General features: G+C 69.5%; 9 protein-coding genes. 6 read left to right on the top strand and 3 right to left on the bottom strand.

The genetic code is table 11. The features are described 5' to 3' along the window. Nucleotides 1-6 precede the first annotated feature (6 nt). From mycP (ACIBCM_RS29060) to ACIBCM_RS29035, 6 genes are all read left to right on the top strand, one after another. Complete coding sequence (gene mycP, locus ACIBCM_RS29060; RefSeq protein ID WP_399248292.1) at nucleotides 7-1,395, top strand: type VII secretion-associated serine protease mycosin; 1,389 nt, start codon at nucleotides 7-9, stop codon at nucleotides 1,393-1,395. A gap of 265 nt (nucleotides 1,396-1,660) precedes the next feature. Then, complete coding sequence (locus ACIBCM_RS29055; protein WP_399248290.1) at nucleotides 1,661-2,173, top strand: hypothetical protein; 513 nt, start codon at nucleotides 1,661-1,663, stop codon at nucleotides 2,171-2,173. A gap of 3 nt (nucleotides 2,174-2,176) precedes the next feature. Then, nucleotides 2,177-3,958, top strand: coding sequence for a hypothetical protein (locus ACIBCM_RS29050; RefSeq protein ID WP_399248288.1), 1,782 nt, complete (start codon nucleotides 2,177-2,179; stop codon nucleotides 3,956-3,958). A gap of 27 nt (nucleotides 3,959-3,985) precedes the next feature. Next, nucleotides 3,986-5,233 carry a type VII secretion-associated serine protease mycosin gene (gene mycP, locus ACIBCM_RS29045; protein ID WP_399248286.1) on the top strand — a complete coding sequence of 416 codons (1,248 nt, stop codon included), beginning with the start codon at nucleotides 3,986-3,988 and terminating at the stop codon, nucleotides 5,231-5,233. A 67-nt stretch (nucleotides 5,234-5,300) separates the two neighbouring features. Then, complete coding sequence (locus ACIBCM_RS29040) at nucleotides 5,301-5,666, top strand: WXG100 family type VII secretion target (RefSeq protein WP_399248284.1); 366 nt, start codon at nucleotides 5,301-5,303, stop codon at nucleotides 5,664-5,666. A gap of 62 nt (nucleotides 5,667-5,728) precedes the next feature. Beyond that, entirely contained in the window at nucleotides 5,729-6,028 is a 300-nt protein-coding gene (locus tag ACIBCM_RS29035) for a WXG100 family type VII secretion target (RefSeq protein WP_399248282.1), read from the top strand. A 414-nt stretch (nucleotides 6,029-6,442) separates the two neighbouring features. On the opposite strand, the gene ACIBCM_RS29030 is transcribed toward ACIBCM_RS29035, so the two are convergent. From ACIBCM_RS29030 to eccCa, 3 genes are all read right to left on the bottom strand, one after another. After that, on the bottom strand, nucleotides 6,443-6,706 hold the full coding sequence (locus tag ACIBCM_RS29030; RefSeq protein WP_399248280.1) for a hypothetical protein: 264 nt from the start codon (nucleotides 6,704-6,706) through the stop codon (nucleotides 6,443-6,445). After that, the gene (locus ACIBCM_RS29025; RefSeq protein WP_399248278.1) at nucleotides 6,706-7,188 is read right to left on the bottom strand and encodes a hypothetical protein; all 483 of its coding nucleotides are present in this window, start codon (nucleotides 7,186-7,188) and stop codon (nucleotides 6,706-6,708) included. The genes ACIBCM_RS29030 and ACIBCM_RS29025 overlap by 1 nt, the downstream gene beginning before the upstream one ends. 351 nt (nucleotides 7,189-7,539) lie before the next feature. Next, nucleotides 7,540-11,517, bottom strand: a complete 3,978-nt coding sequence (eccCa, locus tag ACIBCM_RS29020) for a type VII secretion protein EccCa (RefSeq protein WP_399248276.1) — start codon at nucleotides 11,515-11,517, stop codon at nucleotides 7,540-7,542. Nucleotides 11,518-11,723: the final 206 nt, after the last annotated feature.

The raw sequence follows: 11,723 nt of genomic DNA, 5'->3' as shown, positions 1-11,723 counted from the left end.
GTCCCGATGACGACGTACATCTCACGCGAGGGTTCCGGCGGGGCGCGCGAGGGTTCCGGCGCCGTGCGCGAGCGGTCGGGCGGAGGCGTACCCCGTACCCCGGGCGGTCCGCTGTCGGGCGGTCCGTTGCCGTCCGGCGGTTCCGGTGGTTCCTCGCGGCCGGGGGCGCGTACCGTCCGGCGGTCGTTCGCGGTGGCCGCGGCAACGGCGCTCACCCTCATCGGGCTGCCGGCGGCTCCCGCAGCCGCGGATACGACCCAGTGCACCTTCCCCGGAAAGACGTACAAGGGCCGTCCATGGGCGCTTCAGCGCGTACTCCTGGACGAGCTGTGGAAGCAGTCCACCGGAAAAGGGGTGAGGGTCGCGGTCATCGACACCGGGGTCGACATCCGGAATCCGCAGCTCAAGCCCGCTGTCGATGCCAAGAGCGGCATCAATCTGCTGCCGAAGAACCTCAAGGACGACAACGGCAACAAGCTGGAGCGCGGGGCCGAGAACGGCACCACCGACCTCGTCGGCCACGGCACCAAGGTCGCCGGCATCATCGCCGCCCGCCCCGCGGAGGGCACCGGCTTCGTCGGCCTCGCCCCGGACGCGACGATCATTCCCATCCAGCAGAACGACGCCGAGGGAAGAGGTACCGCCGCCACGCTCGCGAAGGCCATCGGCCAGGCCGTCCGCCAGGGCGCGGGAGTCATCAACATCTCCCAGGACACCGCCAACGCCGTCGAGCCCGCGCCCGCGCTGCGGACCGCCGTGGTCGACGCGCTGGAGAGCGGTGTCGTGGTCGTCGCATCGGCGGGCAACGACGGCCTCGGGGGCAACGTCAAGAAGACCTACCCCGCCTCCTACGAGGGCGTCCTCGCCGTCGCCTCCTCGGACCGCAACAACGAACGCGCCGCCTTCTCCCAGTCCGGCGACTTCGTCGGCGTCGCCGCCCCGGGCGTCGACATGGTCACCACCGTGCCCGGCGGCGGCCACTGCGCCGACAACGGCACCAGCTTCTCCGCCCCGTACGTCGCGGCCGTCGCCGCACTCATCAAGGCCAAGCACAAGGACTGGACCCCCCGGCAGATCGTGGCCCAGATCCAGCAGACGGCCGAGCGCTCGACCCCGGGCCACGACCGTCTCGTCGGCTGGGGTGTCGTGGACCCCGTACGCGCCCTCACGGAGGACGACAAGCCCATCGAACGCCCCGTCCCCGACGAGGGCGTCACCCGGGCCGAGGCGCCCACCCCCGCCGAACTCGACCTCGGTGAGACCGCGGAGGAGCGTGACGCCCGGCTCGCGACCTATGTCGTCATCGGCGGCGGCGTCCTGGTCGCCGCGATCGCGGGCAGCGCGGTGGCGCTGCGGGACTCCAGGCGGCGGTCCGGCCGGATCGCCGGGAGCTGAAGGGGTGTTGTGGTCCCGTGAAGAAGCCGGGCGTCAGCGGGCTCACACGGCGAGCACATGATGGGATGGCGATGGCAACCACACGGGGGTCGGAAGGCGTCGTTCAGTACGTAGTTCATTACGTCGCTCAGTACGTCTTCAGTACGTCTTCAGTACGTCGCACCAGGGAAGTCGCGTGGCGGATAAGACACTTGGGACCGTATCAGCCGGTGGTTACAGTGGTGTGAGGCCAGTTTGATGATGGCCGATTCACCACGATTGCAACGTGGCACAGCTGGACCAACGGGGAGGAACGGGCATCGTGCTCGACGCAGAGGGTGGCGGAGTCGGCGCCTCGACCGGCGCGAGTGACCTGGAGAAGGGCGTCGGTGCGCTGAAGCGGTTCCAGCAGCGCGTCAACACCCTGCTGGCGGACTTCGAGAACGGCGCGGCGGGAAAGACGAAGGTGGCCGCACAGACGGTCTCCCGTACGTCCCTGAGCGGGGCCAGCACTCCCTTCGCGGAGGCGGACGGACTCTTCGGCCAGTACAACCGTGTGCACACCGCCCTCGTCTCGCTCTCCCGCACCCTGAGCGACCAGATCGAATGCCTCAGCATCGCCGTACACGCCGCGGAGGTCGGCCTCGACAACGTGGACGAGGAGAGACGCCAGAGGTTCGCGCAGATCCGTGCCCGTCTGGACCAGGAGCGCGAGGCGGCGCAGGAGCGCGAGCGCAAGGCGACGGCCAAGCCCGCGCCGCAGAACACCGACGACAAGACCGTTGACTCCGGGTGGTGACGGATGACTGAGAACGAGCCCCAGGAACTGAGCCCCGAGGCACAGCGCGAGCAGGACCTGGCGCGCGTCCAGACGCAGTTGGGGGTGACCGACCTCACCCAGAAGGTCAGCTCGATCTTCAGCGGCATCTTCGGCAACTCCGGCCCGGGCCCCTACGCCCGGACCAGCTTCGAGGCCCATGAGCTCAACGCGATGATCGACCTCGTCGAGAACTCCGACCCAGCCGATCTGGAGACGGCGGGCACCGCCCTGTGGAAGGCGAGGGACGCCCTCAGGACCGCCGCCAAGGAGCTCCAGGACTATGTCGACAAGGTCGAGTGGAAGGGCGAGTCGGGCAACGAGTTCCGCTCCTTCGGCCGCGCCCTCGCCGACCACGCCCGGACCCTGGGCTCCTTCGCCGATGTCGCCGGCACCCAGATCACGGTGGCCGGGACGGGCCTGGCGTCGGTGCGCAAGGCCATGCCTCCGCGTGACACCCGGGTGAACAAGCAGAACGTCAACATGATCGAGGCGCCGAAGCGCGTCGAAGGCAATCCCGAATACGACGAAGCCGTGAAGGTGGAGAAGAACCGCCAGGAGGCCATCAACCAGATGACCCGGCTGGCGTCTTTCTACGCGGTGTCGGAGGAGACGCTGGCGGGGCAGGAGGCGCCGCGGTTCGACAGGATTCTGAAGGCGGACGTTCCGCCGCCGATGGGGAGGGTCGAGGAAACACCGCGATCGGCTCCGAGGAACGCGGATGTGCTGGGTAAGCGAGCCACGTACTCTGCGGCGGAACGACGCCCGGACTCAAAGTCCACCGGTGAAGTTCCCCGTACGGAAATCACCGGCACGGCCCCGACCGCGCCGGACCGCAACACCTCGATGGAGATCGACAGTGTCGCGGCACCTCCCGCCGTGCCCACTGCTCCGAACGCGGCACCGACCGTGCCCGCGGCCACCGGGCCGGGAGGCTCGCCCCCGGGCCCGGTACCGCCGATGGGCGGCACGACCAACCCCGTACCCAACGCGGGACCCGCCGGGTGGGCCCCGGGGGTGGCCAGGGCCAGTGGCGGTCCTGGGATCGGCGCTGCGGGGCGCTCGGGTGCGGGAGGCGGTGGCTTCCCGGCAGCCGGGCACGCGAGTGCTGCCGGCCGGGCCGGAGTTGCGGGCAGTGGATCGGGAGCGGCGGGCGGTACGGGCGCTGCCGGGCGAGCGACGGGACCCATGGGCGCGGGCTCCGCCGCCGCTGGCGGCCGTGCCGGTGGCGTCACCGGAGGAACCGCAGGCGCCCCCATGGCCGGTCGCGCGGGCATGGCCGGACAGCCGATGGCAGGGCGTGCCGGAGGGGGTACGTCATCAGGACCTCGTACGGGCCGTGCCGACGGGATCGTCGGCGGCACGCCCCAGCGCGCCACCGGTGGCTCGACCGGCTCCCGCATTCCGCGGGGAACGGTCGTCGGCGGAGAGGGTACGGGCTCGGGCCGTCCGTCCGCGGCCAGGCCGAGCCAGGCCGGAGTCGTCGGAGCCAACCCCTCGGGTGCGCCACAGCGCCCCGCGGGCAGGGGCACTCCCAGTGCCCACGGAGTGGTCGGCACACCCCGCACCGGTGGCAGCGGCTCCCGTCCGGGTGCGGGAGGCTTCACGGCCGGCGGCGCCGGTCTCGCGGGGGGCCGCCCCCGTCAGAATCAGACCGGTGACGGAGAAGACGACGACACCCGTTCGGCACGACCGGATTACCTGACGGAAGACGAAGAGACATGGGCGGCTCGGCGGAGTGGTGCCGTTCCGCCGGTCATCGAGTAGGCGCACAGGGAAGGTTCGGAAGCCAGGATGACGGCAGGAATGCGCCAGACGCGGAAGCACAGCACGTCTCGTTTCACCCGGGGCATGCTGTGCACGCTGGCCGCGGTTGGCGTTTGTGCGGCCGGCACGGTCCACGCGGCTCCGGTCGCGGTGGCCGCGCCCGGACAGCCGCAGCAGTGGTACCTGGATGCGATGCGCGCCGAGGAGATGTGGAAGGTCACCACCGGTGAAGGCATCAAGGTCGCCGTCATCGACACCGGTGTCAACTCCTCCACGCCTTCGCTGAAGGGCCAGGTACTGAAGGGCTTTGACGCGACGGAAGCCAAGGGCGAGGAGACGGACGACTACGAGGGCCATGGGACGACCATGGCCGAGTTGATCGCGGGTACGGGCAAGGGCGGCGGCCTCCGGGGTCTCGCCCCCGGTGCGAAGATCATTCCGATGCGGATCTCCGACACGGAATTCCAGAACAAGAACAAGGTGAATGCTCAGGACGCAGCGGATGCCATCCGCAAGGCTGCCGACAGCGATGCCCAGATCATCAGCATGTCGATGGCCACAGAGTACTCAAGTCCTGAAACGCGAGCTGCGGCGGAGTACGTACGGTCCAAAGGGAAGTTGTTCTTCGCGGGAGCCGGTAACAACGCCGAAGAAGGCAACAAACCCCAGTACCCCGCTGCCTACCCCGACGTGGTCGGCGTCGCCTCGGCCGACAGAAAGGGCAAGGTGGCCGAGTACTCCCAGCACGGGGACAACGTCGATCTCGCCGCGCCGGGAAACGACATTCCCGCCTGGTGCGACACCACGTTCAAGAGCTACTGCGACAGCGGTGGCACCAGCCCGGCGACCGCCATCGCCTCCGCCTCCGCGGCTCTCATCTGGTCCGCCCACCCGGACTGGACCGCGAATCAAGTCCTTCACGCGCTCATCGACACCGCCGCCCGGGACTGGGCCAAAGGCACCCGCAGCAACTACCTCGGCCATGGCCTGATCCGCCCGCGTCAGATCATTCTCGACGGTAAGGGTGCCCCCGGCCCGGCCGATGTCAGCCCTCTCACCCATGAGAAGACGGGCGGCTCTCCCGCGTCGACCGCGCCATCTGCACCAGCCTCGTCACAGCCCCCGACGGACCAGCCCGCCGACGACGCCGTCGTGGCAGGCTCCAGCAAAGAAGCCGAGGACGACAGCTCGCTGGGTCTCATTCTCGGCGGAGTCGCCGCGGTCGTCGTACTCGCGGGCGCAGCCTTCCTCGTCATCCGGCGCCGCAGCGCCTGATCGCGACCGGTGGATGCCGGCCGTATGAATCACTCCACAGTGGAATCAGGGAAAGGAAGACCGGGATATGTCATCTGTCCAGAAGGTCGGCGATCAGAGTCTCAAGGATTTCCAGGACGAGATCACCCGGCAGTTCGAGGACGTCAAGGGGCAGCTCCAGAACCTCCAGGGCGTCATCGACAGCCTCGAAGGTGCCTGGAAGGGCATCGGCGCGGGCGCCTTCGATGTGAAGCAGGCCGAGATCAACCAGGGGATGGTGCGTATCGCGAAGCTCCTCCTCAACTTCCAGGAAGCCATCCAGGTCACCCGCACCACCGCCGGCAACACGGAGGACGAGGTTCGTGCCGCGCTCCAGGGTGTCGACGTCACCGCCGGGTTCTCGGGTGACGCCGGTGCGACCAAGGCCGCGAACTCGAACATCGCCAGCTACTGAGCAGCGCTTCGGTATTCCGCACCACGGCAGACCACCAAACACAGAAAGCAGTTGGAGGACCCATGGCACAGGCGAACGACGGCCTCATGCTCGTCACCTATTCCTCACTGGACCAGGCGGCGGCGACCATCGAGAAGCAGGCCCAGCGTCTGGACCGGACGCTCGAAGACCTTCAGAACAAGATCCGCAGCGTCTCCGCCACCTTCGAAGGTGAGGCCAAGACGGCGGCGGACGCGGCCCACAAGAAGTGGGACCAGGAGACCCGTCAGATCCACACCGCCCTGAAGGGCATCGCCAAGGCCGTCCGCGAGGCGGGCCCGGCGTACCAGGCGGGCGACAAGAAGGCCGCCGGCTACTTCTAGCGGAGCCGTCCACAAGCCGAGGACGGAGAGACAGCAGGGTGGGCATGCGCGGGAGATGCCCACCCTGCTTCTTTCTCTGCCTCGGCACGAACAAGTCTTTGACGGCGTTCGCGGCTGTGTCGCGATCCCGGTAGTTCGCGTCGGAGAACCCGTATTCGCTCTGATCGACCAGGGCCTTGAGAACCTGGGCCGCCGAACTGTCGCTCTCGGTGGCTCCGTCGAGAACGGCCTGAATCTCGTCACGGAGAGCGGTGGTGTCCTCCGGAGTGTGGTCGGGCACCGAGCCGCCCTTGGCCACCCGGTCGGGGTGGACGATCATCGTGGCGGTGAAGCCTCCACCACTCGTTCAGGTGACGGTGAGATTCCAGCCGCGCCCGCGCTCGATCGCGTCACTGAGTTTGCGGTGCAATTCCTTCAGCTCGTCGCGGGTGTCCCGGAGGATGTTCCGGATGGATGTCGCCGGGGCTGGGCGTCGGTGAACTCACCGGCCGTCCTGCCGATGAACTCCCGCGAAACCGTGGCGTTCGCACCCGCCCGGTCCGCCTTTTTCGCCTGCCCTCTGAGCCCCTCCCGGGCGCCCTTCTCCAAGTCCTCGAGATGGGTGATCATCCTCGACCAGTCGGAGACCGCCTCGTCGAGCGCGTTGAACCGGGCGGAACGCAGTGCCTCGAGATCCATCAGTTCCCCTTCGGCTTCGAGTCGCCCCGGCCGCCGTACGACTCGTCAAACCCCTTGTCCAGCGTCTCGATGCCGCTCATGTTCCGCCGGATGAACTGATCGTCGTCCTGATGCGTCCTGCTGCTGAAGTCCATGTGGTTCGAGATGTGCGCGCACGCGTCCATGAGCGACTTGAGCTGCTTCTCCCAGCGGTTCCCGACGTGCCTGAGCGCGCCGCCGAACGCGAAGCCCTGGGTTGCGAGGCTGTCGCCGGCCTTCTCGCTGGTGGGGAGGGCTACGCGGGCCTCCGTCCACAGGCGGTTGCAGAGCTTGAACGCCTTGTCGCCGATCGCCGCCAGGTCGGTCTGCGAGACCTTGAGGTCACCGGCTCCGGCACCGGCCGATGGGCCTCTGTCGTCCGGCGGCAGGCCGTTCAGCCGCATCCGGGCCGGAGTCTTCTCGGCCGCCGAAGCCTTCAGCCGCTCCCACTCGTCCCATGCCATCAGCGGGCTCCATCCCCGTGCGTACACGATTGGACTGCACCATTCCGGTACTGCCCCGGATGAATCTGCTGACGTCCCGTCGCCGTCCGCAAGGGCCGTCCTCCCCGGACTCCGTTGCCGTGGACCCCGAGCCGGTGGCCGCCCGGACCTGTCCCGGGCGGCTTACGGAAGGCAGCGCGCCGAGCAGCGCGGGCACGGGTGGGAGCGGGCACGGGTGGCGCGGGCTTCCCGCCCCGCCACCCCGGCACATCGCACGCGACGGACGGACCCGAAGCCCTCACAGGCCCCTGAGGACCCATGGAGTCAGCGCGGGCCCCGATGGCCACCGCCGATACCGCAATACCGCAACCCTCAGCTCTGCTCATCAGGTGCCATGAGTCCCGACTGCACCAGAGGATTGCCCCGCTGCCGGGAGACGAAGATGCCCCGGCCCGGCGGCATCGGCCTCAGCCGTACTCCGCCGAGGACATCGCCCTCCTGCGGGTCCCCCGAAAGGAGCAGCCCCTGCGCGCCCAGCTCCATCATCCGCTGCATGAACGCCTCGTACGACGCCCGGCTCGCGCCCGCCGAGCTGCGGGCGATGATGAAGCGGACTCCCACGTCCCGTGCGAACGGCAGCAGCTCCGTGAGCTTGCTCAGCGGGTTGCCGCTCGACGTCGAGACCAGGTCGTAATCGTCGACGACGACGTACACCGACGGCCCGCGCCACCAGCTGCGGTCACGCAGCTGCCGGGCCGTCACATCGGCCGACGGTGTCCGCCGCTGCATCAGATCGGCCAGGGCGTCCACATGGTGCTCCATGTTGTTGGACATGGGGACGTACTCGGCCAGATGGGACGGCGGGCAGACATCCAGCAGCGCGCGCCGGTTGTCGATCACGAAGAACTTCGCGGAGTCGCCGTCGTACCGCTCGGTCAGCTGCTTGATGAGCAGCCGCAGCAGATTCGACTTCCCGGACTCGCTCTCGCCGAACACCAGGAAGAACGGATCGCGCTCGAAGTTGAGGAAGACCGGTTCCAGGTTGTTCTCGTCGATGCCGAAGGCGACACCGCGCTGCGGATCGGCGAGCCCCGGCGGCAGGCTGTCCGCGGCGAGCTCGCGGGGGAGCAGCCGTACGGAAGGGGCACCCGGCGCCGTCCAGTGGCGGGTGACCTCCTGGGTCATCGCGGCCGTCGCCTCCGACAGATCACTGGCGGAGTTGATGGCGTCGATGCGCGGCACGGCCCCCATGAAGTGCAGTTTCTCCGGCGTCAGACCCCGCCCGGGCACCCCCGTGGGCACATTCGCGGCGGCCCTGCGGTCCAGCTCGGAATCCATCGTGTCGCCGAGACGCAGCTCCAGCCGGTTCATCAGCAGGTCCTTGAGGTTGGCGCGGACCTCCATCGAGCGCGACGCGGTGATGACGATGTGGATGCCGTAGCCGAGGCCGCGCGCGGCGATGTCCAGGACCGCGGGCTCCAGGGCCTCGTAGTCCGTACGGAAGTTGCCCCAGCCGTCGATGACGAGGAACACATCGCCCCACGGCTGCTCCGCCACGGAGATGTCACCGCGGGCCCGCAGCGCCCGGAAGGTGGCGATCGAGTCGATGCCCGCGCTGCGGAAGTACTCCTCGCGCCGGGTGAGGATGCCGTACACCTCGGCGACCGTCCGCCGGACCCGCTCGGGGTCGAGCCGGGACGCGATCCCGCCGACATGCGGCAGCCCGGAGACCGCCGACAGACCGCCGCCACCGAAGTCGAGGCCGTAGAACTGCACCTCCTGCGGTGTGTGCGTCAGCGCGAAGGCCGAGATCAGCGTCCGCAGCAGCGTCGACTTGCCGGACTGCGGACCGCCGATGATCTGCATATGGCCGGCCGCGCCGGAGAAGTCCCGGTACAGGGTGTCACGGCGCTGCTCGAACGGTTTGTCGACCACGCCCAGCGGTACGACGAGCCGCCCGGCGCCCTCGTAACCCGGCTGGGTGAGCCCGCGTCCCTCGACGTTCGTCAGTCCGGGCACGATCTCGTCGAGCGGCGGCGGGTTGTCCAGCGGCGGCAGCCACACCCGGTGCGCCTCCGCGCCCCGCCCTTCGAGCCGCCGCACGATCACATCGAGCACCGAGTCCGCGAGCGCGTCGTCCTCGGAGGTGCGCGGCTCCGGTACGGCGGTGCCGGCGGCGGGCTCGACATAGCGGACCGGCACGGGCGCCGCGGTGAACGGCACCGGCCTGCGGTCGACCGGCAGCGGCCCGCCCGCGGTGGCCGTACGGTGGCCGCTCTCGCGGTACACACCGGAGACGTACGCCGCCTTGAAGCGCACCATCTCGTCGGTGCCGTACTTCAGATAGCCGGAGCCGGGGACGTTCGGGAGGGTGTACGCGTCGGGGACCCCGAGCGCGGCACGCGACTCGGCCGCCGAGAACGTCCGCAGACCGACGCGGTACGACAGATACGTCTCCAGCCCGCGCAGCCGCCCCTCCTCCAGCCGCTGCGAGGCGAGCAGCAGATGCACACCGAGCGAACGGCCGATCCGGCCGATCTGCACGAACATCTCGATGAAGTCCGGCATCGCGGTCAGCAGTTCGCTGAACTCGTCGATGACCAGCACGAGCGAGGGAATGGGCTGGAGCGGAGCGCCCGCGGCACGTGCCTTCTCGTAGTCGTGGATATTGGCGTAGTTGCCCGCGTCCCGGAGCATCTCCTGGCGGCGATTCAGCTCACCGCGGATGGAGTCGCCCATGCGGTCCACCAGCGTCAGATCGTCCGCGAGGTTGGTGATCACCGCGGCGACATGCGGCATCTGGGACATTCCGGCGAAGGTGGCGCCGCCCTTGAAGTCCGCGAGAACGAAGTTGAGGGTCTCCGAGGAGTGTGTGACGGCCAGTCCGAGGACGAGCGTCCGCAGCAGCTCGGACTTGCCGGAGCCGGTCGCGCCGACGCACAGGCCGTGCGGACCCATGCCCTCCTGCGCCGCCTCCTTGAGGTCCAGCATCACCGGAACGCCGTCCTCGCCGACCCCGATGGGCACCCGCAGCCGCTCCGACTGGGAGCGCGGCCGCCAGGTCCGGCTGACGTCGACCGACGCGGCGTCGCCGAGGTTCAGCAGATCGGTGAAGTCCAGATTGGCGAGCAGCGGCTCGTCGTCGTCACCGCCGGAGGCGACCCTCAGCGGGGCCAGCTGGCGGGCGAGCGCCTGAGCGGCCTCAAGGCTCAGCCGGTCGGGCACCCCGTCGTACACCAGCCCGTGCCCCGACTCCAGCTGCAACGCGTCGGGGTGGACGACCACGGACAGCCCGCCGCGCGGACCGGTGACCTCACCCGGTACGACCTCGATCACCGTCACCCCCTGAAGGCCCTCCGGCGCGGCCAGCGGCGAGGTGGCGGGCACCGACTGTCCGTCGAGCACGACGACCAGATGCGGCTGGTCGAGCAGCGGATGGCCGCCGCCCTGGAACCGGGGGCGGCCGTCCAGCCGTCCGGCGAGCATCTCCTCCAGATCCCGCGCGTCGGTGGTGATCAGCCGGCGGCTGCCCGCGCCGTCGCCCGGCCCGGGTGCCTGGACGTGCGGCAGCCACTTCGCCCACTCCCAGTGGCCGGCCGCCTCCCGCCCGGCGGCGACGGCGACGACCAGGTCCTCGGGGGAGTGCAGCGAGGTGAGCGCGCCGACCATCGCCCGGGCCGTCGACCGTACGGACTCCGGCTCACCGCTGACCGTCACGTGGTAGAAGGCGCGCAGGGACACGGCCATGGGCAGACCGTCGACGGTGCCGTGCGCCGACAGGAACTGCCGCATCGCCCCCGCGGTCAGCGGCTCCAGCTCGTCGACCGGCGCGGTGTCGGGCGCGACCAGAGGGGTGGCGAGCTGCTGGCTGCCCAGCCCGATCCGTACCTGTCCGAAGTCGGCGTCGCCGCTCCGGCGCTCCCAGACCCGGCTGCCCTCGGCGACCAGCGCCCACAGCTGCTCGGGGGAGGGGTGCAGATAGTACTGGGCGTCGCGCTGGAGGCGCGCGGTCCGCAGGACGGTCCGCCGGGTCTGTGTGAGGTACTTCAGATAGTCGCGCCTCAGGTCGGCCAGTTCGCCCTGGGTGCCGCGCCGGTAGCGGACGAGCATCGCGATGGCCATGGCGATCGTCGAGGCGATCATCACCATGCCCATGATCCTCATGATCGGGTTCGGGGTCATGAAGAAGAACACGACACTGCCGCCCATGCCCAGCATCGGCAGCAACTGCATCAGCGCGCCCTCCTGCTGACCGCGCGGCAGCTCGGGAGGGGGCTGGAGCTGGAGATGCTCGCCCGGTACCTCGGAGGGCAGGGCCCGTGGGGGGCGCTTGACGACGATCTGACTCACACGCTCACCCATTCCCTCGCCGGACGGAAATGCGCCGGTGCCCCCGTGGCGACCGGTTCCGTCCGCGGGGACGGATCCTACTTGCGCCGCGGTCGAGGAGGTGGCGGTAGGGTGGCGCGATGTGTTTCCGTGGCCGTGAACTGCCGCTAAAAGCTTGTCAAGATGAAAAGCCCCGGAGCGCAATGCCGGACCGGATCAAAAGGCTT

It is taken from the genome of Streptomyces sp. NPDC051018, assembly GCF_044456085.1.
Taxonomy (GTDB): Bacteria; Actinomycetota; Actinomycetes; order Streptomycetales; family Streptomycetaceae; genus Streptomyces.
Note: the sequence above shows the minus strand (reverse complement) of the source record. Positions and strands in the feature narration are given on the sequence as shown.

What these genes read in the sequence shown, in the direction of transcription:
- ACIBCM_RS29050 (WP_399248288.1), top strand. Translation starts at nt 2,177, where the DNA reads ATGACTGAGAACGAGCCCCAGGAACTGAGCCCCGAGGCACAGCGCGAG.
- ACIBCM_RS29035 (WP_399248282.1), top strand. Translation starts at nt 5,729, where the DNA reads ATGGCACAGGCGAACGACGGCCTCATGCTCGTCACCTATTCCTCACTG.
- ACIBCM_RS29025 (WP_399248278.1), bottom strand. Translation starts at nt 7,188, where the DNA reads ATGGCATGGGACGAGTGGGAGCGGCTGAAGGCTTCGGCGGCCGAGAAG.
- mycP (WP_399248292.1), top strand. Translation starts at nt 7, where the DNA reads ATGACGACGTACATCTCACGCGAGGGTTCCGGCGGGGCGCGCGAGGGT.
- ACIBCM_RS29040 (WP_399248284.1), top strand. Translation starts at nt 5,301, where the DNA reads ATGTCATCTGTCCAGAAGGTCGGCGATCAGAGTCTCAAGGATTTCCAG.
- ACIBCM_RS29030 (WP_399248280.1), bottom strand. Translation starts at nt 6,706, where the DNA reads ATGGATCTCGAGGCACTGCGTTCCGCCCGGTTCAACGCGCTCGACGAG.
- mycP (WP_399248286.1), top strand. Translation starts at nt 3,986, where the DNA reads ATGACGGCAGGAATGCGCCAGACGCGGAAGCACAGCACGTCTCGTTTC.